This window comes from Streptomyces sp. NPDC088197 (assembly GCF_044741185.1).
Classification (GTDB): domain Bacteria; phylum Actinomycetota; class Actinomycetes; order Streptomycetales; family Streptomycetaceae; genus Actinacidiphila.
In genome coordinates this window covers 227,081-248,405 of the sequence record NZ_JBIUSD010000001.1, presented here as the reverse complement: position 1 = coordinate 248,405, position 21,325 = coordinate 227,081, and the positions used below count along the sequence as shown (strand labels likewise).

The 21,325-nt window shown below is 68.6% G+C and carries 17 protein-coding genes, 1 tRNA gene, 1 other RNA gene and 2 pseudogenes; 9 read left to right on the top strand and 12 right to left on the bottom strand.

Features of this window, described 5'->3' with window-relative positions; all coding sequences use genetic code 11:
- Positions 1 to 270 precede the first annotated feature (270 nt).
- The 3 genes from ACIOC1_RS01180 to ACIOC1_RS01170 form a co-directional block, all read right to left on the bottom strand.
- Complete coding sequence (locus tag ACIOC1_RS01180) at positions 271 to 1,455, bottom strand: FG-GAP-like repeat-containing protein (RefSeq protein WP_401850981.1); 1,185 nt, start codon at positions 1,453 to 1,455, stop codon at positions 271 to 273.
- A 169-nt stretch (positions 1,456 to 1,624) separates the two neighbouring features.
- Positions 1,625 to 2,035 (bottom strand): nuclear transport factor 2 family protein, encoded by a 411-nt coding sequence (locus ACIOC1_RS01175; protein WP_401850978.1) that lies wholly within the window; start codon positions 2,033 to 2,035, stop codon positions 1,625 to 1,627.
- 75 nt (positions 2,036 to 2,110) lie between these two features.
- Positions 2,111 to 2,242 (bottom strand): hypothetical protein, encoded by a 132-nt coding sequence (locus ACIOC1_RS01170; RefSeq protein ID WP_401850976.1) that lies wholly within the window; start codon positions 2,240 to 2,242, stop codon positions 2,111 to 2,113.
- Between the two features lie 119 nt (positions 2,243 to 2,361).
- On the opposite strand from ACIOC1_RS01170, the gene ACIOC1_RS01165 reads away from it, so the two are divergent.
- On the top strand, positions 2,362 to 2,790 hold the full coding sequence (locus tag ACIOC1_RS01165) for a MarR family transcriptional regulator (RefSeq protein ID WP_391159167.1): 429 nt from the start codon (positions 2,362 to 2,364) through the stop codon (positions 2,788 to 2,790).
- A gap of 301 nt (positions 2,791 to 3,091) precedes the next feature.
- Here the strand turns inward: ACIOC1_RS01165 and ACIOC1_RS01160 are convergent, their stop codons facing one another.
- Both ACIOC1_RS01160 and ACIOC1_RS01155 read right to left on the bottom strand, forming a co-directional pair.
- Positions 3,092 to 3,478, bottom strand: coding sequence for a nuclear transport factor 2 family protein (locus tag ACIOC1_RS01160; protein WP_401851944.1), 387 nt, complete (start codon positions 3,476 to 3,478; stop codon positions 3,092 to 3,094).
- An 825-nt stretch (positions 3,479 to 4,303) separates the two neighbouring features.
- The gene (locus ACIOC1_RS01155; RefSeq protein WP_401850973.1) at positions 4,304 to 4,702 is read right to left on the bottom strand and encodes a hypothetical protein; all 399 of its coding nucleotides are present in this window, start codon (positions 4,700 to 4,702) and stop codon (positions 4,304 to 4,306) included.
- A gap of 676 nt (positions 4,703 to 5,378) precedes the next feature.
- Here ACIOC1_RS01155 and ACIOC1_RS01150 point away from each other — a divergent pair.
- Both ACIOC1_RS01150 and ACIOC1_RS01145 read left to right on the top strand, forming a co-directional pair.
- Entirely contained in the window at positions 5,379 to 5,870 is a 492-nt protein-coding gene (locus ACIOC1_RS01150) for a hypothetical protein (RefSeq protein WP_401850972.1), read from the top strand.
- A gap of 204 nt (positions 5,871 to 6,074) precedes the next feature.
- Positions 6,075 to 6,252 (top strand): annotated as a pseudogene (locus tag ACIOC1_RS01145) (site-specific integrase); the annotation flags it as partial.
- A gap of 1,020 nt (positions 6,253 to 7,272) precedes the next feature.
- On the opposite strand, the gene ACIOC1_RS01140 reads toward ACIOC1_RS01145, so the two are convergent.
- Positions 7,273 to 8,841, bottom strand: a complete 1,569-nt coding sequence (locus tag ACIOC1_RS01140) for a restriction endonuclease (RefSeq protein WP_401850970.1) — start codon at positions 8,839 to 8,841, stop codon at positions 7,273 to 7,275.
- Positions 8,842 to 9,177: 336 nt separating this feature from the next.
- Between ACIOC1_RS01140 and ACIOC1_RS01135 the strand changes: the two genes are divergently transcribed.
- The 3 genes from ACIOC1_RS01135 (at position 9,178) to ACIOC1_RS01125 (ending at position 11,643) form a co-directional block, all read left to right on the top strand.
- Positions 9,178 to 9,807, top strand: coding sequence for a hypothetical protein (locus ACIOC1_RS01135; protein ID WP_401850967.1), 630 nt, complete (start codon positions 9,178 to 9,180; stop codon positions 9,805 to 9,807).
- Positions 9,776 to 10,954: a helix-turn-helix domain-containing protein gene (locus tag ACIOC1_RS01130; RefSeq protein ID WP_401850965.1), complete on the top strand. Its 1,179-nt coding sequence runs from the start codon at positions 9,776 to 9,778 to the stop codon at positions 10,952 to 10,954. The genes ACIOC1_RS01135 and ACIOC1_RS01130 overlap by 32 nt, the downstream gene beginning before the upstream one ends.
- 263 nt (positions 10,955 to 11,217) lie before the next feature.
- The gene (locus tag ACIOC1_RS01125; RefSeq protein WP_401850962.1) at positions 11,218 to 11,643 is read left to right on the top strand and encodes a hypothetical protein; all 426 of its coding nucleotides are present in this window, start codon (positions 11,218 to 11,220) and stop codon (positions 11,641 to 11,643) included.
- Positions 11,644 to 11,783: 140 nt separating this feature from the next.
- On the opposite strand, the gene ACIOC1_RS01120 is transcribed toward ACIOC1_RS01125, so the two are convergent.
- From ACIOC1_RS01120 to ACIOC1_RS01110, 3 genes are all read right to left on the bottom strand, one after another.
- Positions 11,784 to 12,032 (bottom strand): helix-turn-helix domain-containing protein, encoded by a 249-nt coding sequence (locus ACIOC1_RS01120; protein ID WP_401850960.1) that lies wholly within the window; start codon positions 12,030 to 12,032, stop codon positions 11,784 to 11,786.
- Positions 12,033 to 12,105: 73 nt separating this feature from the next.
- Entirely contained in the window at positions 12,106 to 12,594 is a 489-nt protein-coding gene (locus ACIOC1_RS01115; protein ID WP_401850957.1) for a DUF6907 domain-containing protein, read from the bottom strand.
- Positions 12,595 to 12,883: 289 nt separating this feature from the next.
- Positions 12,884 to 13,396, bottom strand: coding sequence for an ATP-binding protein (locus ACIOC1_RS01110; protein ID WP_401850954.1), 513 nt, complete (start codon positions 13,394 to 13,396; stop codon positions 12,884 to 12,886).
- 229 nt (positions 13,397 to 13,625) lie between these two features.
- Between ACIOC1_RS01110 and ACIOC1_RS01105 the strand changes: the two genes are divergently transcribed.
- The gene (locus ACIOC1_RS01105) at positions 13,626 to 14,909 is read left to right on the top strand and encodes a helix-turn-helix domain-containing protein (protein ID WP_401850951.1); all 1,284 of its coding nucleotides are present in this window, start codon (positions 13,626 to 13,628) and stop codon (positions 14,907 to 14,909) included.
- An 87-nt stretch (positions 14,910 to 14,996) separates the two neighbouring features.
- On the opposite strand, the pseudogene ACIOC1_RS01100 reads toward ACIOC1_RS01105, so the two are convergent.
- The 3 genes and pseudogenes from ACIOC1_RS01100 to ACIOC1_RS01090 all read right to left on the bottom strand — a co-directional run.
- A pseudogene (locus tag ACIOC1_RS01100) lies at positions 14,997 to 15,953 on the bottom strand (mobilization protein); the annotation flags it as partial.
- A gap of 80 nt (positions 15,954 to 16,033) precedes the next feature.
- Complete coding sequence (locus tag ACIOC1_RS01095) at positions 16,034 to 18,016, bottom strand: AAA family ATPase (RefSeq protein ID WP_401850949.1); 1,983 nt, start codon at positions 18,014 to 18,016, stop codon at positions 16,034 to 16,036.
- Between the two features lie 460 nt (positions 18,017 to 18,476).
- A tRNA-Ser gene (locus ACIOC1_RS01090) sits at positions 18,477 to 18,564 on the bottom strand.
- A gap of 76 nt (positions 18,565 to 18,640) precedes the next feature.
- On the opposite strand from ACIOC1_RS01090, the gene ffs reads away from it, so the two are divergent.
- Both ffs and ACIOC1_RS01080 read left to right on the top strand, forming a co-directional pair.
- An RNA gene (gene ffs / locus ACIOC1_RS01085) (signal recognition particle sRNA small type) lies at positions 18,641 to 18,731 on the top strand.
- A gap of 59 nt (positions 18,732 to 18,790) precedes the next feature.
- Entirely contained in the window at positions 18,791 to 21,172 is a 2,382-nt protein-coding gene (locus ACIOC1_RS01080) for a DNA polymerase III subunit gamma and tau (protein ID WP_401850947.1), read from the top strand.
- Positions 21,173 to 21,325: the final 153 nt, after the last annotated feature.

The following is a 21,325-nucleotide window of genomic DNA, read 5'->3' as shown; positions in this document are numbered from 1 at the left end:
CTCCCCACCGGACAGCGCAGCTCAGCACCGCGTAAAGGTAACGGCGTACGTCGCCCAGCACCTCACCACCGTGCAGATCCGAGACCGCGAGGGCGGGTTCGGGGCTTTCCCCCTCACCTCACCAGGGACCCCGCTGCCCAACTCAACGGCGCCGTCCTCCCGGGAACGCCATCCGGACTCGTCGCCCCCCCGGCCCGCCACGCCCACCGTCGGACCCGCCCCAACCTCTCGGGAGGGCCTTCGCCCCGAGGCGAAGACCCTCGCGGTCGGTCAGAAGGCGCCGCTGTCCAAGCCCCACCAACTGGCGTTGTACCGCTCGGCGGCGCGCAGACCGCCCGTGCCCAGCCCTCGGTATTGGACCAGCCAGTCGCCGCTCGTCGCGAGAAGGTCGGCACGACCATCAGCCGACCAGTCGCCGACAGCGATGAGAGAACTCATCGCGTTCCAGCCGCCGGAGCCGATCAGCACACGCGACCCGACAGACCCGGTCCTGCCGGGGTAGAGCCACAACTTGCCGGTGGACGCCTCACGGGCGATCAGGTCGGGGCGGCCGTCACCGTTCATGTCACCGGCACCGACCAGGGCGTTCACGCTGTTCCAGCCGCCGGTGCCGATGAGCTTGCGCGTGCCGAGCCCGCCGGCGCTGGTGCCGGGGTAGAGCCACAGTTTGCCGGTGGACTTCTCCACGGCGACAAGGTCGGCCCGGCCGTCCCCGGAGAGATCACCGAAGGCGGTGATCTTGGTCATGCTGTTCCAGCCGCCGGTGCCGATCAGTTTGCGCGTGCCGAGGCCGCCGGTGCCGGTGCCGGGGTAGAGCCACAGCTTGCCGGTGGACGCCTCACGGGCGATCACGTCCTCGCGCCCGTCCCGGCTGAAGTCACCGTGCCGGGTCAGGGCGTTCATGCTGTTCCAGCCACCGGAGCCGACCAGGCGCCCAGTGTCGTCACCAGGCAGAAACCACAGGCGTCCGACGGGATCACGGACCAGGAGGTCCGACTTCCGGTCGGCATTCATGTCTCCGAATCCGGACAGCTTCGGCGCCGTCGCCGCGTCCCAGTACGGATAGGCGGGGCCCTCGCACTCCCGCAGCGTGCGGACGAGCTTCAACGAGCTGATGTAGGGGCGCATGCCCGTGGGGTAGCTCTGTCGGGGCGCCCAGAATCCGTAGCCGTGCGCGACCCCGTAGTTCGGGTCGTCGAACGTGCAGGCGATCAGGGCCGAGCGGTTGATGACCAGGGCGAAACTGTTGTTCCAGGTGCCCAGCGTCGCTTTGCTCGTGTTCGTCTTGAACATCGGCCCTGTGCCCCTGTCGTCCTTCCAGGCACAGAAGTACCCCGAGGGGCAGTCGCCGACCGCGGCTTGTGCGGGCGCGGCGCCCGCCGCCACCAGGCCGAGTGTGGAAAGCCCCAGCGCAACGGCCGCAGAAGCCGCCCGGCGAAGCAGTGTGGTGCGCATTCGTTCCCTCCCCTGTCGCGGCCCGCACAGGTTCTTCCCGGCAAGCCGCGAAGATGACCGTATCCGCGCCCTGCCTCACCGCGCCAAATGATGGAGCCGGTCGCGGTCGAAGGCGGCCGTTGTCGCTGACCGAGGGGGCCGGACGGCTGGGCTTCGGCTCCTACGAGGCTTACGCCGGCGGCAGCTCGGCGTGGCCCAGTTGGCTGTCCCCGCCGTTACCGCTTGCGTCACGGTCGGCGTCCACGGCGACGACGGTGACGCGGGAGTCGCCCCTGGCGCGTTGGCCGCGGTGCGCGCAGTCGTGGCGGGTGTGGCCGATTCCGATCACGGTGTCCCCGTGGACGCGGATGGAGTCGAGCGTCCAGTCGAACGCGTACGTCACGAGGTCGCCGCCGCGGTAGCGATCGAGCCACTGCCCGCGGTCGAGGACGAATCCGAACGGTCCGACCGTCGTGAGGTCGTCGGTGACGAGCGCGGCCAGGGCGTCGGCGTCGCCGGTACGTTCGACGTCGGCCCAGCGGTCGGTGAGTTCGGTGAGTTCGGTGAGCGACGCGGCGGGGTCGCCCGTTGCGGTCGTCATGACACTCTTCTTCGTACGGGTGCGGGTACGGGCGTGGGCGCGGGCGCGGCGTCGACGGGTCGGTGACGGACGCCGTCAGAGCCAGTACGTGTCGTGACGGCGCATGAACTCGTCGCGCTCCGCGTCGCCCATCGGGTCCTCGGCCAGGGTGGCCAGCCGCTCGAAGTACTCCTCGCGCGGAGCGCCCGGTGAGAACAGCAGCAGCATCGAGGCGGCCTCGCCGACGTCGTTGCGGAAGCCGTGGACGCCGCCGGGCGGGATTAGGATCTCTAAGCGTTGGAGGTCAAACGATTAGGTCAGCAAGGATCCGTTGTAGACTCGCGGCCATGCCAGCGCCGCAGGGGCCGCCGTTCGGGACGCATCTCACCCGGGTGGCGAAGGTCGTCTCAGGACAGTTCGACGCGGCGCTCACCGCTGCCGGTGGGTCGCTGCCGGTGTGGCTGATCCTGATGTCGCTGGAGACGACACGGTTCGGCAACCAGCGCGGTCTCGCCGCCGCCATCGGCATCCACGGCGCGACCCTGACCCACCACCTCAACGCGATGGAACGCGACGGCCTCCTCACCCGTCGACGTGCCGACGACAACCGCCGCGTCCACGTCGTCGAACTCACCGAGACCGGCCACGCGCTCTTCCTCCAACTCCGCGACGCCGCCGTCGACTTCGACCGCCGCCTCCGGCTCGGCTTCACCCCCGCCGAACTCGCCGCCGTCTCCGCGGCCCTCGACCGCCTCGCCTCGAACGTCACCGACTGACCACCCGCCGCGCGGTTCCGCGGCCCCCGCCGCCATGACGGGCCGACGCCGTATTGCCCGGTGAGTTGCTGAGGACACGAGATCCGAACTCGTGGAGTGCTGCCCCCGCACGCTTTCCCACGGGCCACGGCGTCGTTCACGAGGAAGCACGGGGGTTCCGACCTGCGGCGGGTGTTGGGTGGAGCGACGGCCGAGCAGACGTTACCTGCCGAGCGGATGGCCGCCCGCGGCAACGGCGAGCACGGCATCAGGGTCCGACGAGGACGCTTCGCGCGCGAGTGCGTGGCCGATCCGTAAGCCTCTACCCGAGATCCGGTACGGCGCTGGCGTGGGCGGCCAGGACGCGCCAGGTGCCGTCAACGTGGATCCAGGTGCGGGTGTAGCGAAGGCGCGCCTTGAACGGATGTCCGCCGGCGGTGCCTTCAAGCCCGGCCAGTACGCGGGTGATCCCGGTGGAGTCCACCACGGTCACGTCCAGGTCCTGCTGCTCGAAGACCTCGACGGCCAAGGTCCCGGACCTGTGCGCTCCCAGGTCCTCCTCCTTCGTCACGCTGCTGCCGTCCGGCCCCGTGTAGACGACACGGTCGTCCAGGAGCACGTCCAATGCCCGCGCATCACCTGATCGAATAGCGGCCTGCAACCTCTGCTCGGCATCGTGAAGAGCGGCTTCAAGAGCCACCTGATCCATCCCCATCCCCATCCTCCTCGCCCTGCCGACCTGCGAATCCTCCGCCGATCGCGACGGTACCCACCTCGCCGGATTCAGCGGTTCCAACATCGAGGGGCTGGCGGAGACTGCTGGAACGGTCACCGCCGCCGTACGAGATCCGCCCCAGCCTGATCCCGGTCGATTCGCGTCGTGGCCGGCGAGCCTTCTGGAGAATATGGCTTTCGAACCGGTGAGGGGTTGCCTTCAACACGCTCTCCGACGTTCTGCTTTGGTGAGCGCCGGGACGTGGGTGGACTGAGCTGGGCCGGGGTGGTGGCCCCAGGGCTTGCTGGACGCTCGTGGACGGGGGCAACCGCCCCCGACCTGCAACCTTCGGGGGTGCGGGCGCTGGCCCTGTCAAGCCGGTGTGTCGTGTGGTGGGCTGGGTTCAGCAATCTGGGTCTGGGGGAGGTGTGGGTCTCATCCCTGCTGCTTCTGCCGGCTGCGCTCGTGGCTTGGCCGTCTGGAAGTTGGTGCGGCCAAGGCGGCCAGGTTCGAGTAGTCGGGCCCCTCGTGGTGGCCGTAGGCTGGGCGATGTCGGCCCGAGGGCGGAAATACATGTTTTGCGGCTTTCTCTGAAGTTGGTTCTGTGCGGCCTGCGTCCACGCAATGACTGCAGGTCAGGCAGCCTGCTCCCCGCGCGAGCGGGGATGGACCCATGGCCGCGCAGTCCCTGGCCGGCCAGGTGGTCTGCTCCCCGCGCGAGCGGGGATGGACCCCGATTTGGAGTTTCCGCCAGGCGAAGGCGACGCTGCTCCCGCGCCTGCGGGGATGGGCCCGCCACCTCCCTGCACAGCGCGGTGATCAAATACCGCTCCCCGCGCCCGCGGGGATGAGCAGCCCGATCTCCGGCGTGCCGTTGACCAGCAGCAACTCCTCGTTGTGCGCGGTGGAGCCCTGCATCGGCACGAAACCGCAGATCTTCGCGGACTCGCTCTCCAGGTGGTCGCCGACGCGGGTGAAGGCAATGGAACGGGTCAGGCCCCGCATCCGCAGCGGCACCACCAGGCGACCGCCGGGCATGAGTTGGTCGATCCACGTCGGCGGGACGTCCCAGGCGTCGACGGTCACTATCAGGACGTCGACCTTCCCCAGGCCGGGGATGGGCTGGGCGGCGTCGGCCGTGACGACGGTGACCCGGCCGTAGCCGTGCGCGTCCAGCGGCAGGCAGGCCCGGTCGGTGACGACGGGATCGATGTCCACCGGGGTGACCTGGCCGTCGGCACCGCCGCGTACGGCTCGTACGCCTTCCTCACGCTCACCTCGGAGGTGAAGGCGTGCCGGGAGACGGCGCGCATCACGGCCTCGACCTCGGGAGTGGTGATCCACCCCTCCGCACAGAGGGTGTCCGTGACGAAGCCGGACACAGGCTCCGCGCGATGCTCCACACGCGAGAGGCATGGGCATTGGCCGCGCTGGGCAGGACGGCGGCGTTCAACCGGGCTACGGAGCAAGCTCGGCACGTGCTTGCAGCCGCCGGTCTCGACGAGCCGTACTGGATCGGCTACTTCGATCAAGGAACTCGCCGGCGTCATCGGCGTTCACTTGCTGGAACTCGCCCGGCGCGACCCTCGGCTCCACGCCGGGCATGCCGAGGAACAGATCCGCACCGCACTCACCCGTCGAGGACCGGAGGCCGGGAGATCACACGCGTTGGACCGCCTCGGCCTGGCCGAGGTCTATTTCCTCTCCGGCGACCTCACTGCAGCCGTTGCCGAGACCCAGCAGCCTGCGACGTCGCCGAGCGCGTCCACTCCGGACGCGTGCGAGAGGGCATGGCGGAGCTGTGCGCCTACACGGCGGGTCACGGTACTTCGGCACCCGTACGAGAAGCGCGCGCTAGGCTCCGCGAGCAACTCGCCGACTGACAAGGAACGCTGTGACCATCCTCGCCGTGACCGGCCACATGGACCTCACCGATGCTTCTGTCCCCCTGGTTCGCGCAGCCCTCGGCGAGTTGATGAGTGACGTGGCGGACGGTGAACTGGTCGGCGTCTCCTGCATCGCCGCCGGGGCGGACTCCTTGTTCGCCGAAGCCGTCCTCGACGCCGGCGGAAGCCTCGTCGCCGTGATCCCTTCCCGCGACTACCGCGAGACGAAGGTCAAGGATGCGCACGCCGCCCAATTCGACCGGCTTTTGGCTGCCGCCACCGAGGCGGTGGTGATGGACCACGCCACCGCCGGTCGGGAGGCGTACGAAGCCGCCAACAGCGAATTGCTGCGCCGGGCCGACCGTCTTGTCGCCGTCTGGAACGGCATGCCGCCCGGCACCGAAGGCGGCGGCACCGCCGACGTCGTCGAAGAGGCCCGCGCCCTCGGCATCCCCGTCACCGTCATCTGGCCGACGGGCGCCGCACGGCGTATCGCGTGACCTCAACGTCCCTCGGCTCGGGGCTCATCCAACAGTCCGCCTCCCAGACGAACCAGCTGTCCGGGTTCTCTCCCAGGGGCAGCAGACCGCCTTCGTCGGGCTGGGAAGATCTCGGCCAGGAGGGCGGTCGCACTCGACGTCGCATCGTCCACGCGCCATGGATATCAACGGGGGCCGACGCTCTGACCCTGGCCAGGGTGAGGGTCAACTTACGTGTTCATCAAACCGCTGGGCGGTCCGCTGAGCCCGAACACGGACTACCACGACTGGAAACGGCCCTTGGTGGGAGCCGGGCACGTCGGCGAGCATGCGGGCGCGGTACCTGCATGTGCCGGACGCAATGCTCAAGGACGTGGCGCGGAAGATCGCTGGAGCCGTCTGGGGCGCCCCGCCGTGCCCGCTGTGGGCAAAAACCAGGACAACGGGGGCTGGGAAGACACCGATGGCCCCCACCGCGAACGGTGGGGACCATCGGCATATTGCCCGGTGAGAGCAATGGCGGAGGATACGAGATTCGAACTCGTGAGGGGTTGCCCCCAACACGCTTTCCAACGGGTCACGAGGCCGTGCGGGAGGAAGCGGAGGCGGTCTGACCTGCGGCCGATCCGACGCATGGGCGGGTGGCGGACGGACCCGAACGCGGCTGAATGAGACCAGAACTGAGACCAGCGAACCATACGTTCTTGCCGGCCAGAGGGGGCGCATGGCCGGGTGCCACCACGACGGCCAGCGCCTAGCGGTGCGAGGTCGAACGTACGGCGGGACGAGACGGACAACAGCAGTGGTTTTTCGGTCTCCTCGACGCAGCGCGGGAGAAGACCGGGCGCCCCCCAAAGCAATCTGTCTGGGGGAAGGTGGGTCGGCGGCATCGAGTCAGCTCGAATCCGCACACTCCGGGTTGCGCAGTATGGCAAAATGCGACGCCTCGGTCGGGTATATCCGGCTGTTACGGCCATCTCTGGGGGATCCATGCGTTGTTGCACCGCCCTGTCTGCGTTAGCTGCCGTGCGCGCGAGGGGGGAGGCTCAGTGCGCATGAGCTGGCGTGTCCCGCTCCCTGGTCCGTTCTCGATCAGCGGCCACGTCGGCGGTAGGTCACGCCGCCGCGGGACAAGCAACAGCGGGGGGCCGGGCTGCATCGCAGGCGGCTTCAAGTTGTTTGGATACCTGCTGCTAGGCGAACTGTGGCTGTGCTGGTGGGCCTTCAAACCCCTCTATATCGCTGGGGTACTGGTGCATCGAAAGGTGGCGGGTCAGCACACGCCGATCTGGCGTTCCCGTAACGGCTGGTGGTAACGCCCGGTCTGCGTCGGATTTGTCGGACGGGGCCCGATGGGGGCGAATGAGGCCGGAGCCGAGACCATGCCCCGTGCCTCGCGAGGATGTCGGGTGCGACTCCGCGGCTACCGAGGGCGCCGTTTCGGTGGCACCGGCCCGGGGATGACGTCGAGATTCATGTGCTCCTTGAACAGGTGCACCAGGTTGGCTCCGTCGAGGAGTTCGAGGCGCCCGTGCTCGTTGGCGAACGCCTCGCTGGCTCGGCCGAACCAGGAGGTGGTCACCAGGATGCCCTTGGCTGCTCGCTTGTGTTCCACGACGCCGGCGAGCGCGGAGACGGTCTCGAAGGGCACTACGTTCTTGGTGCGCTTGGCCTGAATGATGCACAGGCCCTTCATGACCGGGTCAGTGTTCATCGCGACTGCGTCGACGCCCTCGTCCTTCGAAGGCTGAGTGTTCACACTGTCGAGGCCGATAGCTTCGAACAGCTGCCGGATGAGGTGTTCGAACTCCGTGGGCTTCAGGTCCATCAGCACGGGTCGGCTGTCCAGGCCAGCCACGACGTCCAAACTGTCCATGAGCCGGAACTTGGACAAGTCGAACGTGACGAGCGGGCGCACCGGTTCGAGCTCGTACGGATTCGGCGAGATAAGCGAGCGAAGCCGCTTCAGACAAGCCCGTGGGTCGACCTGGGTCAGCACCAGTTGGCTAAACTCGGTGCGTTCCGCCTGAAGCGTGATCAAGCACGGGTGCACCTTTCGTCCTGTAGCCCGGTCGATCGTGGCTACATGCCCGTTCAGTGCGATCGACTGGACCACGCCGTCGGTATCGGCCGCGAAGAGTTCGTGCACCGTGCGCAGAGCCGTCTGGGCCAGGACCGACGCGTACAGCTCCTTCCGCTCCTTCTCAGGGCGCGGGACGGGCGTCATCTCATCGCGCGTCTTGACGTAGCGGTAGGCACGAGCAGCGGGGACCACGTCTTCCAGGGGGAGGTCGATCTCAACGAGGAGGTCACCCGTGTCTGCCTGGTAGGAGACCTTATGCGCCTTCGGGAAGCCGTGGGGGTACGCGGAAGCAGCGAGGGCCTGGTCGACGAACCACTCGACCGCTTCGACATCCCGGTCACGATAGGCGTTGCGACGCTGCTCAAGTGCGTCATTCCACGCCCCGATCCGCGCGGCCTCGTCCCGATTGTGTTCAGCGTGCCGAGCGCGCGCCTCCTGCAGCTTCTTACCGCGCTTCTTCTCGTCGCGTGCGTGATCCCGCAGCGCCCTGTCGAAGCGCTCGCGAGCCACTTCGACCTCTGCCTCGTATCCACGCCGCCCGAACCCGAGTGCCCCCCGCAACCCGCGTGGCGCCTCTGGTTCGAACTCTTCCCAACGAGGTGTTGGTGCAGCTTTGGTACGTCCGACGGGTGGGACGAACGGAGCGGGGACGAACTCCTGCCGCAGTCGCTCGAACGTCAGTGGCTCTCCGTCCAGCACCGCCGCGCGCAGCAGCGTTGACAACTGTTCGACGTCGTGCTCGGTGACGCTGGTCCGGTCGACAGCTTCCTGCGCACGGGCTGCCTCGTACGCAAGTTTCTCCTCGCGTGCCTTCCGCTTGGCCTCGGTCTCGGCTGCTTTGCGGGCCCTCTCCTGCTCTCTGGCCTGCCGCGCAACCTCCCGTGCGTATGGGTCGTTCGCCCCCGCCACCGCTTCCCCCAGCTCTGTGTGATCCCCAAATTGGAGCTGTTCCGTAGTATCCCGCACCAGGTCGATCGCGTCAGTAGGCCCCTGTTGACGCGCTCGCTGGTCATGGACAGCCCTGGTGAAGCAGCGACTGGACTCCGCGTGGTCTGCAGTTCGCTGACGCTTCTGGCCGGGGACGACGCAGTCCTTCGCCAGTTCCTGGACAGCCCCGGAGCCAGGTCGCCGACGTTCTCAACGTTCATGACCGCGTCCGGAGCGAGGCAGCGACCGTGCTGGCCTCACTGGGCGACTTGGAGGAACCTCTGCACCCTTAATTTTTCCTGTGATATTTTTACACCCGTGATTAAGCCTGAGGTCGCACTCATCCGCGACGCCACAGCAGAGCTCTGTGAGCCGTTTCATGACGCCTTCGCCTGGGCGCATCAGCGCCAGCGCAAGCAGCTGCCGGAGCTCCTCAGCCCGCAGTACGGCTGGTTGAGGACACACCTGATCCGAGGACTTGCCCACAGCCGGCTGTGCGAGCTCGGTCTCGGAGCTTGGACTCTGAGCGGAAACCACGCTCGCAACGGTGAGCTTTGGCTGACCGGCGGCGACTACCGGGTGCGCCTTCTCCACGGCTTCCGGGACGACCACGTTCCCGCCCCGGGCCTGAATCACGAGCGAAGGGCCTACTACTACAACCCGCGACTGCCCGCGGTACAGCAGGAACCCCTGTCAGGGCCGACGCACGACAAGCTGCTCATCCTCTGGCGCATTGACCAGATGGGCGCCCCACTCTTCCGGGTCGTTCGGACGACAAGGCCGTGGGCCTTCGGGAAGATGGCGGAGGTCGATCTAGACTTCCCCCTGCTTGCCACTGCTGAGGACCTCCGTGAGCTGCGGTTCGAGCCGCAGGACGAAGGTCTGGAACTTCAACTTCCCAACGAGGAGACACTCGATGCCGACCGCGCTGGAGGCTTCCCCCGGTGAGCGGCTCCGTACCCTTCGAGACCTCCTCGGACTGACAGGCGCCAGTCTGACTGCGATGTCCGGTGTTAGCCAGAGCTGGATCTCCCAAGTGGAGACGGGGGCACGAGAGCCTTCTGAGGAACGTCTCCGCTTGATCGCTGACGCCACGGACACCCCGATGTCGTTCTTCTTCGCTCAGCCCTCTTCAGTCCCATTGGACTCCCTTCGGTTCCGGAAGATGGCGTCGGCGAGCCGAACGCTCACCCGTCGCATCAGTGCGTTCTACGGCGAAAGTTTTCGTGTCACGGAAGAGGTCACGACCCGATCGCGCTACCCGGCTCCACCACTGCCTTTCGCCACCAGCGCCGAAATCAGCCGTAGCGACGTCGAAGAACTGGCCGCCCAGACACGGGTTGCTCTGCGCCTGGCCCCGGACAAGCCGATTCCCCACCTGACCCGTGCTCTGGAACGGGCTGGCGTAGCTGTCGCACCCATCGTTCTCCCGGACCCCAACGGGGAGACGTCAAGCACGACGAACAAGCACTTCGGAGTGTCCTACTGGGCAGGCATCGGAGAAACTGCCCTCATCGCTTACTTCCCTGGTCAGCAGGGCGACCGTGATCGCTTCACCCTGGCTCACGAACTCGGGCACATGGTCCTGCACTCATTCCGGCCCAAGGCGACCGACCCTGAGACCGAGGCCAACTGGTTCGCCGGCAGCCTCCTAGTCCCGGAGGGCCGCGCTGAGCAGGAGATCACCGATCGACTGACGCTTGAAGGCTACGCCCGGCTGAAGGCCACTTGGGGAGTGTCGATCCAGGCTTTGATCATGCGAGGTGCTGCGGTGGGCACCATCGACGAGAGTCGTAAGCGGTCTCTCTACGTTCAGGTCACCCAGCGAGGATGGCGTAAGAATGAGCCTGTGACAGTAGGGCACGAGTCGCCTCTGCTGCTCTGGAAATTGCTGTCCGCGCAGTTCGGCGACAAGCCGTACCTTCCAGCAGCAGAAGAGCTAGCGATCCAGCCAGCTGTGCTTCGCTCGATCGCGCCTCAGCCGGACTCGCGGACCTCGTTGACCGAGCAATCGTCCGAAGGACGAGTAGTCGCTTTCCGCCGCCGCCCGGTCCCCCCCTCCTTCGATGACGAATCCGACGCTCAGGTGCGTTGAACTACACGTCTTCGTCTCACCGGCGGCCGAACCGCTGATCCCCAACACCGACTACCACCGCTGGAAGGAACTGCTTCGGAGGCCAGCGTCCACGACGCCCGCCTCCACACTGCCTCCACGATCCTCCTGCTTCTCGACGTGCAGCTCGTCTTTCCCTGATCTTCCCCCGAGCGCCACCCTTTCCGCTCGGGGTCTGCTTGCCGCCCTGGCGATCTGGGCTGATTGCCTGACAGATGAGGGATGCCTCCGGTACATATGTACGCGTGAAGGACTCTACGCCCGAAGGCGACGAACCGATCTCTTTCGGTCAGAAGACGAAGGTCTGGTACAAGAAGTACGAGCCTAAGATTCGTGTCGCTTTCGGCGTGACCCTGACCGTGGGCCTGGTCGTGGTCGCCCATCTCTACCTGCGGCAGGACGGCGAGAGTTACGACGCCGAGGAGATCGGGGATTCCCCCGAGCCGGAGTCCAGCAGCGAGCCCAAGGAGCCCCGTCAATCCTCCCTCGACCCTGACCGCGACCCCTTCCTTCGGAGGCTCCCCCCTGGGCATCGGGCCAGCGAGGCGGCCAAGGAGAGGTACAGGGAACTCACGGGCAACGAACTCCCGCCCGGTTACACCGTGGTTCGCCGATGGATGTACCTGGATGTGGCCTCGGAAGAAGAAGACCCCGGCGAAGCCGCGGCCTAAGCGCCTCTCATTCCTGTGCGGTGCCCGCGGAGCCACTGCGGTACGTCTCTGCAGCCGCTGGCCCTATGAGGTTTCTCTTACCGCGGGTGCGGAGCCGAGGCCCGTTCGGCCCCGGAACTGTGGCAGAACCCGAGGCGTACTCAGTCAACGGCCGCCGTGCGTTTGCGCTCCAGCACGACGAGCGGACAGTTCAGCGCGACGGCGATCTTGATCAGGTTGGCTGGGGTGGCGCTGCGCCAGCCGGACTCGATCTCACCCATCAACTGCTCGCTGATGCCGATCGTGTCGGCGAGTGCCCGCTCGGTCAGGCCAGCCTTCTCGCATGCCCAGGTGACTGCCCCGGGTTCTTGACGGAGCCTGCCTGGCCGGGTCCGGCGGCGGGCGGGCATCTCAGCGTCCCTCGGGGTGGTCAGTGTGACCGGCAGGGTGGGGCGGCAATGAGGGCCGTGCGGTGGCCTCTGCCTAGGTTGGCCCCGGTGGCATGGCGGATGTGGTGGGCGGTCGCTCCGGATGGTGGGCGGACCAGTCCTCACGAGCGGCGATGAGTGCGGGCAGGACTTCGTTGTGGAGTAAGTCGGCCTGGGCGCGCAGCTTCGATGCGACGTCGGCGAGTTCGCCCGGGTCGAGGCTGAGGATCCAGTGGTGGGGACTGACTTGGATGTTCGCGACGGGTACGCGCAGGCGGGTGTCGGTGTCGAAGGGGTTGCAGTCGATGCTTCCCGCGAAGATCACGTCCTTCTCCGCGTCGTCCCTGCTGTCCGTCGCGGTGAGGTGCATCAGCGGGCCCTCGAAGAAGTTCCTGTGGTTGATACCGCCGAGCCGGAGCGGCAGCTGGTCGAGCGGCACGCCGGCCTCGCTGGGGTCGTCCTCCGCCCAGTCGGGCAGGTAGCCGGACGTCGCGAAACCGGACGTCGTGGTGATCGTCCACGAACCCGGTGTGCTCCACGGCATCGGCTGCTCGACTGCGTCCGCAGGCTGTGGAGCCTGGGTGGCGTGCTCCTCGTTGATTGCGGTCTCCTTGAGGGGATGGGTGTGCGCTGGTGGGTGCGGCCCCGCAGCATCGGGCTGAAGGCCGAAAGCCTGCCCACGTTCGACTCGTTCGCCGTCCCGTGCGGTGCTGGACGGTGGAGGGCCTGCGGGCTGAGGGACGCGGAGCGCTGGGCGGTCACGCTTCGCGTGGGAAGCGGAGTTTTGGTACGCGTGCATGCGGCGATGTGTCGGCGCCTGCTGCTTGCGGGGGTCAGTTGGTGTGAGCGTCGACGGATATCGGACGGCGTCGTAGGCCGGTGAGCCGGGCGGTGGCGGCTCGCGTAACTCGGCCGGGGCGGAAGAGGAACTGGCGGCAGCGCAGCGGCTGTTTGGGGATCGCGATCGTGGCCCAGACGCGCTTGCCGCGCCGGGTGGGCTCGGCTCCGGTGGCCAGGGCCAGCTGCTGGATCAGCCACATGCCCCGCCCGTCCTCCGCATCGTCCGTGGGCGGGAGCATGCGCGGGAGGGCAGCGGAGGAGTCGCGGATCTCGACGAGAATGCGTCGTGCGGCGGGGCTGGCCCTCAGTCGGATGGTGAACTCCCGCCCGCCGCTGTGCTGCAGGGCGTTGGTGACCATCTCCGATACGACCGTCCTCAGCGCGATTGTGCTGTCCTCGTCCAGGCTCAGGCCCCAGCCGGTGGTCAATTCATCGACGCGTCGGCGGGCTGCCGGGACCGATGCGGGGTCGCTGTTCATGGAGAAGCAGGTGTTGTAGGCGCGCATGACGGATGGCCCTTCGACCGAGATGTGGCCGTATCGGAGGAGTGGGAGGGGCGCGCGAGGGGCACTATGGGATGTCGTCCGATCGCGTGCTGTAGTTGTGGTTCGAGCCCTCAGTCAACCGGCGGCCGTCGATGATGGCGGGTGCCGGCAGGGGGTGCGTTTCCCGGCGGGGGGCCGCTTTGCGGGGCCAGGATCGGGCGCGGGACTTTGAGACACTGGAGAGGCGGGCATGATGGCACCAGATGGCATCGGCGCCATGCTGCGGGCGGCGCGCGAGTCGGCCGGACGCACCCGCGAGGAACAAGCGCTCGTCCTGCAAGACGCGCAGGACGGGCGGTGGTTCGATCCGGAGAACCTGAAGCGCTGGGAGACCGAGCGCCGCTTACCGGTTCCCGCTTGGCACGCGCTTCTTGCCGACGTCTACGGGACGCCGGTCGAGGAGATCGCCAAGGCCGTGAGACTCAGCAGGCAGCGGCGCAGGCTCCAGCGTCTCGACGGGGCTGATTCCAGTGAAGGAGAGGAGGGCACGGAAGTGGATCGACGACGCTTCCTCGGCGCGGCGGCCGTCGCTACGACCAGCGTGGTCGCGCTGCCCGGTCTCGCGGAGGCCAGACAGGGCATCGACGCGGCTCTTTCCAGTTCCGACGCCGGTGATCTCGCCTACCTGGACGGGGCGTTCGAACGTCACCGCGGGGGCTACCGCGGTCGTCCGCCGGCGGTCGTTCTCGCGGAGATGCGGGGCGACCTCGGCCTGCTGAGAGACGTCCTCAGCCGCCCTCATGCGGCCGGGACCCGGGCGGACCTGGCCCGTACGGCAGCCGGGATCACCGGGCTGGTGGCGATCATCCAACACGACCGCAGTGACCAGCGCGACGCGCACGGCTGGTTCGCGACCGCCGAGCAGGCAGCCCGCGAATCCGGCGATCGGCAGATGCTCGCCTGGGCGCTGGCACGGCATGCGATGGTCCCCCTCAACTACGGTGCCCCGCGTTCCGCGGCCGACCTTGCCATGCGCGCCCGCGCCGAGGCCGGCCAGAAGCCGTCAGCGGCTGCCGCCCTCGCCGCGGCCGTCACCGCTCGGGCGCTTGCGTCCGCCGGGGACCACCAAGGCGCGCTTCGTTCTGTGGCCGACGCTCGCCTGATCGCGGAGCGCATCGACGGGAGCCAGGCCGCCGACACGTGGTTCGGGTACCCGCTGCAGAAGCACCACGTCCACCTATCGCAGGCGTTCACCCTCATGGGGCGTACGCGCGAGGCATACGCCGAGCAGGAGGCGGCGCTGGCCCTCACCACGTCGCCCTCCGTGATGACGCGGGCGCTGCTGGAGATGGACGCCGCCGCCTGCCTGAACGCGGACGGCGACTCGGCAGCAGCAGCCGACAAGGCGGTCGGCATCTGGGCGCGGCTGCCGCAGGCGTACCGCGAGGGGCTCGTCCGCTCGCGGGCCGAAGCCCTGCACCAGGCACTCCCAGGCGCCGCGCACGCCAGGCTCGGCGAGGCGCTGGCGAGCTGACCTCGGCGTGGTGGGCCGTCTCGCGGCGTGCGAACCGACGTCGCTGCGCGCTGCCGCTGTCCGCGGATTGCGTGTCGGTGGACGGTGTCACCGTCGACGGCCGGACCCAGCAGCATCAGACAACGGGATGGGAGCCGCAGGCTCGGGAGTGTGCCCCTGAACTGCACCCCAGGCTCCGGTCGTTGGGGACCGCAGGCGGGCGGCTTCCGCTCGGGGATTGGGCGCGGGGTTGCGGCTCGTGTGCTGGATGCGGCCGAGCAGGACACGGGCCGGCATGCGGGCGGTGCGGAGTTAGCGTTGCTCGGTGGCTTCTTTGAGGAGGCGGGCTGGTTGGTGGCCGCCTGCTTCGGCGTCGGCGAGGACGGTGGCGAGGGCGGGCCAGGCGGGGTCGGCGAGGATACGGGCGGCGTGGTCGGGGACGGCGGTTCGTCGGTCGTTGGCGAGGGTGGTGCGGGTGTCCGGCTTGGGCTGGCGCCTTGCGAGGGCGGCGAGTTGGGGGTCGACTGCCTGGGCGTAGGCGGCTTGCAGGTGCTGGACGCTCTGACGGGCGGCGGCGGCCTGCTGGGCGTGGCCTCGGGCGGTGTGCCAGCGACCGGCGAGGATCGCGGACCAGACGAGGGCGGCGAGCAGTACGGCGAGGGCGCTGCCGTCCTTGCCGGTGCCCGCGTTGACGAGGTCGCGTGCGGCTGTGCGCAACCCGGCGGCGGCGCTGTGTTCGGCGCGGAGCCGAGAGCGCTGGGCGTGGGCGAACGTCCCGGATGCTGAGCGGAGTTCGGCCCGTAGTTCCGCCGGTGCGGCCTGGGCTGTGGCTTCGATGAGTTCGCCGAGCGCGGCGATGCGGGCCTGGGTCGCGCTGTCGCCGGCTTCGCCTGAATCGGTGCCGGTGAACTCGGGGTGGAGGGTGTCGAGGGCTTCGGTGGCGTGCTGCCAGGGGGTGTCCGGCCGGTTGCGGCGGGCGGTGGGGTGTTCCTCGGGGGCACTGGCTTCCAGGCGGGCGCGCAGTTTGGGCAGGGTGAGGTCGGGGGCGATCTTCCCTCCGGAGTGGGGGCTCGACCCGCTTGTCGCCATTCACGAACGCCTGCGGCCCCGTTCGGGCGAACGGGGCCGCAGGCGTTGAAAGGGGATCAGGCGGCGGCCTTCAGCTTCTTGAACACTTCTTCAAACCGGTCGAGAGTCTGGTCATCCACCTGCTTGAAGAACTCGTCCCGGTCACGGGTGAGTTCGTGAGCGGGTCCGACGTGATCGAAGACGCCGGGCTTGCCCTGTTTCTCACGTGCGATCTTGAGGCGCATCAGGATCGGGGTGGGCTTTGCCGTGGTGATCAGGTCAGTCTCGGTGAGGTTGCTGCTCGTAGCCCTGTTGTAGAGCCAGAGGTAGTCCTTGGTGGTGAACAGGTCCTCAATGTCGGCGGTGTCGGGCAGGCCATCGAGTTGGCCGATGACGATGATGTTGGACGGGTCAACGTCTGCGGCCTGGGCAGCGCTGTAGACCTTGGCGGTCACCTTGGTGGTCTCCGCACCGTCGATGATGGCGCAGACGCTGAGGCGGCGGCCCATGACCGCGATGAAGGCCGGCATGTTGCCGACGCCCCCCACCGGGATGATGGCCAGGCGTGGGCCGAGGCCGGTACGGCCCTTGCTGATCAGGTAGTCCGAGATGCGCAGCAGGAAGACGAAGTCGCTGCTGCCCTCGACCGCCAGGAGCGGGCCGGAGCCGAGGAAGAGGTGCTGGGCGACGGTGTACCCAAGGGCTGCTTCGACGGGGAGGATCGTCTTGGGATCGGCGGACAGACTCACCGGGGTGATGACGACCCCCAGGGTTGGGTCTTGTCGGGTCGCTTGGTCGTGGATGGCGCGCATGGTTTCGTACCGCGTCGGGTCGATCATGTGCTGGGAGTGGGTGGTGTAGAGGACCTGCTGCTTGGTGCCGAGCTCGCCGTAGATGTAGCGCAGGAAGTCGCCCTGAGCCTCGCCGTGCAGGCTCGTACCGGGCTCATCGAGCAGGACCACTACCCGCTCCGCGCGATCGCGGTAGGCGCTGAACGCGGCGAGGAAGGAGAAGAACCACTGGAAGCCGGTCGAGCGGGTGGAGAAGTTAGTCTCCACGCCGTGGCGCTCGTCGCGCAGCTCGATCTTGAGGATGCGGTGGTGTGGCTGGGCTTCCCCAGTTTCGGGGTCCAGCGGCATAGGGACCAGGTCGGTGTCGAAGACGACGGTGAGCGCGTCGTTCTGCTTCCAGTACTCGAAGACCTGCGTGCTGAGCTCTAGGCTGGCCGCCTGCAGCTCAGCCTTGCGGCTGTCGTAGTCCTCGTCCAGGAAGTCCGCAGGGTCCTCACCGGCGGTGCGCAGGAGGGCGAGCATGGTTGCGTCGCCGCGCAGGAACTTTCCACTGCCGGCGCGGTCGGCGAGCTTGTGGAGATCGCATTCGCCGGGCAGGAGTTCGTAGGTGGAGAAGTAGAAGAACTTCGGGAGGAGGTTCACCAGCGTTTGGTGATGGCCCTCGTCCAGTTCACTGTCGAGGAACAGCTCGTACTTTTTGAACTCGGCGGGGACCTTGTCGATGACCTTGGCGCGGGCAGTCTTCTTTTCGTCCTTCAGCTCCTTGGAGCGCGCTTTCGCGGCGGCTACGACCTCCGTGGCGCTCGTGTGGCCTTCCGTCAGGTAAGCGCGGTCGTCAGGGTCATCGATGCCGGCCTCGTCGAAGACCAACTCGAGAACGTGGTGCAGGGCGCAGGCGATCCTGACTTCAAGCACGTCGTCGTAAGTCCGGGCAGCCTCGATGAGGGTTTCGGCCGGGGGGCGCACGCCCCACTGGTCTTCGATAACGTCGAGGTCGCGGTCCTCCAGGGCGAATGTTGCCGTCACGGGTGCGAGTTCGGGGAGACTGTTCGTTCGGCGGTCACGGGCCAGATGCCGGCGCGGGTAGTCCTTTGTGAGATCGAACGTGTCCCGGTTGTTCGCGGGATTCAGCCGGTGGAGGGCTTTGAGGACGGTGGTCTTCCCCGACTCGTTCTTCCCGATCAGGCAGGTGACGTCGGCGTCGACGATCATGGTCTGCTCGTTCGTGAAGTTTCGGAACTTGTCGATCCGTACGGACAGCACCAGCATGGGCGCTCCCTCCCTGGGCGACGTTGCCCTGGTCGTTCAGCAGGCGGTCTAACAACCTGATCCGCCAGTATGACGCGACGCACCGACAGCCAGGACGTGCTTTTTGTCGTGCCTGCCTTCGCATTACCTCATGCCGGCAGTTGCAGCGCAGTCCAGGCCGTACGGACCTGTCACCTGGGCGGGGTTCTGGTCGGCGATCCAGAACGGAGCTAGCCAGTGCCCGCGTGGTGGTGCGGCCGGTCGGACGGGGATGCCGCAGGTGGTGAGACGACCGCGGCGCCTGGGTCCAGACCGGTCATTTCTCAGCACACCGCGTTGTTGAGTGATCATGTGTTGGACATGCCGGAGACGCGCCTGAATGGGCTGCCCTGTCCCGAACTGAGACCAGAACTGAGACCACGACGTCGAAGGGCCCCCTCGCGGACGAGGGGGCCCTTCGACGTCGTGCCCGGTGAGGCACTGGCGGAGGATACGAGATTCGAACTCGTGAGGGGTTGCCCCCAACACGCTTTCCAAGCGTGCGCCCTAGGCCACTAGGCGAATCCTCCGGGAGGAACAGTACAGGGCGTGGGGGGGTGGTTGCGAACTCGATGGGGGGGTGGGGGATCGGGTAGGGTGGGCGGCAGCCCCTCACGTGGCGCTATCTCGCTGAACTCCCCCAGGGCCGGAAGGCAGCAAGGGTAGGTGGGCTCTGGCGGGTGCGTGGGGGGTCTTTGCGTGGGCCGGCGGGGATGACGGGGCCGGATGTCGGTGGGCCCGGATAACCTCGTAGGCGTGTCCCTTGCTCTGTACCGCCGCTACCGTCCCGAGTCCTTCGCCGAGGTCATCGGACAGGAGCACGTCACTGACCCGTTGCAGCAGGCGCTGCGGAACAACCGGGTCAATCACGCGTATCTGTTCAGCGGGCCGCGAGGCTGCGGGAAGACGACGAGCGCGCGGATCCTGGCGCGGTGCCTGAACTGCGAGCAGGGGCCGACGCCGACGCCGTGCGGGGTGTGCCAGTCGTGCGTGGACCTGGCGCGGGGCGGCGCGGGGTCGATCGACGTGATCGAGATCGACGCGGCGTCGCACGGCGGTGTGGACGACGCCCGTGATCTGCGGGAGAAGGCGTTCTTCAGCCCGGCCAGCAGTCGGTACAAGATCTACATCATCGACGAGGCCCACATGGTCAGCCCGCAGGGCTTCAACGCCCTGCTGAAGGTGGTCGAGGAGCCCCCGGAGCACCTGAAGTTCATCTTCGCGACCACCGAGCCGGAGAAGGTCATCGGCACGATCCGGTCGCGTACGCACCACTATCCGTTCCGGCTGGTGCCGCCCGGCACGCTGCGCGACTACCTGGCGCAGGTGTGCGAGCGCGAGGCCATCGCCGTGGAGGACGGGGTGTATCCGCTGGTCGTACGGGCCGGGGCCGGGTCGGTACGTGACTCGATGTCGGTCATGGACCAGTTGCTGGCGGGCGCGGCGGCCGACGGCGTGACGTACGCCATGGCGACCGCGCTGCTCGGCTACACGGACGCCGCGCTGCTCGACGAGGTGGTGGACGGGATCGCCGCGGGGGACGGGGCGGCGGTCTTCGAGATCGTCGACCGGGTGATCGAGGGCGGGCACGACCCGCGCCGTTTCGTCGCCGACCTGCTGGAACGGCTACGGGACCTGGTGATCATCGCGGCCGTCCCGGACGCCGTGGACAAGGGCCTCATCGACGCGCCGCGCGACGTGGTGGAGCGGATGCAGGCGCAAGCCTCCGTGCTGGGCGCCGCCGAGCTGAGCCGCGCCGCCGACCTGGTCAATACGGGGTTGACGGAGATGCGCGGCGCCACCTCGCCCCGCCTCCAACTGGAGCTGATCTGCGCCCGCGTGCTGCTGCCCGCCGCCTACGAGGACGAGCGCTCGTTGCAGGCCCGCCTGGAACGGCTGGAGCGCGGCGTCGCCGCCGGGGTCTCCGCCGGATTCGCCCAGGGCGGCGGCCCGTCCAGCGGTACGGGTACGGGTACGGGTACGGGCACGGGTACGGGTCCGGCTGCGGGCGCGCCGCAGGCCGTCGGACCCGCCGCCGCCAGAGCCGCACTCGGCGGCGGCCGTACCTCGGGCGAGAACGGTACGGCGTACGCCCCCGCCCAGGCACCGCCCCCACACCAGGTCCAACCGCAGGCCCAGCCCCCGGCCCCCGCCGTACCCGCGTACGTACCCTCAGAGGCACCCGCCGACGAGGCCGCCGCGCCCGCCGCACCGCCCGTGCCGCCGCCCCCCGCCCAGACACACCCGGCCCAGACACCCCCGGCCCAGGTGCCGCCCGCCCAGGCACCCCCCGCCCAGCGCCCCGGTGCCTGGCCGTCCGCCGCCTCGCCCGGCCAGCCGCAGAACCGGACCCCGGCGCAGCCCCCGGCTCAGGCGCCCCCGCCCGCCGCGCCGCAGACCCCACCGGCCCAGGCCCAGGCCCAGACCCAGGCGCAGGCCCCCGCCCCGACCGCCTCGCTCGGCGACCCCAGCCGGGTGCGCCAGATGTGGCCGGACATCCTGGAGGCGGTCAAGAACCGCCGCCGCCTGACCTGGATGCTGCTGTTCAACAACGCCCAGGTGGCGGGCTTCGACGGGGAGACCCTCCAGGTCGGCTTCGACAACCCCGGCGCCCGCAACAGCTTCGCGAACAGCGGCAGCGAGGACGTACTCAAGGCCGCCATCAGCGACGCGCTCGGCGTGCAGTGGAAGATCGAGGCGATCGTGGCCCCGAACGGGGGCGGCGGCGCCGGGAGCGCGGGCGGGCAGGGCGGAGGCGGCGGTTACGGAGGCGGCGGTGGCGCCCCCCGCCCCTCGGGCCCGCCGCAGCCGCCGGCCGGTCGCCAGGGGCAGGACCGGCCCCAGGGCGCCCCGAGACCGGACTTCCAGGCCGGACCCCCTTCGTCCCAGGGCCAGGGACAGGGATACGGGCACGACCAGGGGCCGGGCCAAGGCCATTACCAGTCCCACTCCTCGTCCCAGGTGCCGTCCGCGTCCTACCAGTCCGGGCCGCCCCCCATGGACGACATGCCGCCTCCGCTGGAGGACGACGTCCCCGAGGACGACGACCCGGATCTCGTCGACTCCGCGCTCAGCGGCCACGACCTCTTCGTGCGGGAGCTGGGCGCCACGGTCATAGAGGAGATCGCGCACGACTGAGGGCGCGGCGCCCTCAGCGCGGCGCACAGGGCGCGGCGCGGGGCCCGACCGCGTCCGCCGCACAGGAAGGACTCGGCGCAGGACTCGGCCCACGACTCGGCCCAAGACCCGACCCGTCCCCGGCCGAGTTCACCACCGGATTCGGGCACCCCA

What these genes read in the sequence shown, in the direction of transcription:
- ACIOC1_RS01180 (WP_401850981.1), bottom strand. Translation starts at nt 1,455, where the DNA reads ATGCGCACCACACTGCTTCGCCGGGCGGCTTCTGCGGCCGTTGCGCTG.
- ACIOC1_RS01175 (WP_401850978.1), bottom strand. Translation starts at nt 2,035, where the DNA reads ATGACGACCGCAACGGGCGACCCCGCCGCGTCGCTCACCGAACTCACC.
- ACIOC1_RS01170 (WP_401850976.1), bottom strand. Translation starts at nt 2,242, where the DNA reads ATGCTGCTGCTGTTCTCACCGGGCGCTCCGCGCGAGGAGTACTTCGAG.
- ACIOC1_RS01165 (WP_391159167.1), top strand. Translation starts at nt 2,362, where the DNA reads ATGCCAGCGCCGCAGGGGCCGCCGTTCGGGACGCATCTCACCCGGGTG.
- ACIOC1_RS01160 (WP_401851944.1), bottom strand. Translation starts at nt 3,478, where the DNA reads ATGGATCAGGTGGCTCTTGAAGCCGCTCTTCACGATGCCGAGCAGAGG.
- ACIOC1_RS01130 (WP_401850965.1), top strand. Translation starts at nt 9,776, where the DNA reads ATGCCGACCGCGCTGGAGGCTTCCCCCGGTGAGCGGCTCCGTACCCTT.
- ACIOC1_RS01120 (WP_401850960.1), bottom strand. Translation starts at nt 12,032, where the DNA reads ATGCCCGCCCGCCGCCGGACCCGGCCAGGCAGGCTCCGTCAAGAACCC.
- ACIOC1_RS01115 (WP_401850957.1), bottom strand. Translation starts at nt 12,594, where the DNA reads ATGCCGTGGAGCACACCGGGTTCGTGGACGATCACCACGACGTCCGGT.
- ACIOC1_RS01110 (WP_401850954.1), bottom strand. Translation starts at nt 13,396, where the DNA reads ATGCGCGCCTACAACACCTGCTTCTCCATGAACAGCGACCCCGCATCG.
- ACIOC1_RS01105 (WP_401850951.1), top strand. Translation starts at nt 13,626, where the DNA reads ATGATGGCACCAGATGGCATCGGCGCCATGCTGCGGGCGGCGCGCGAG.
- ACIOC1_RS01095 (WP_401850949.1), bottom strand. Translation starts at nt 18,016, where the DNA reads ATGCTGGTGCTGTCCGTACGGATCGACAAGTTCCGAAACTTCACGAAC.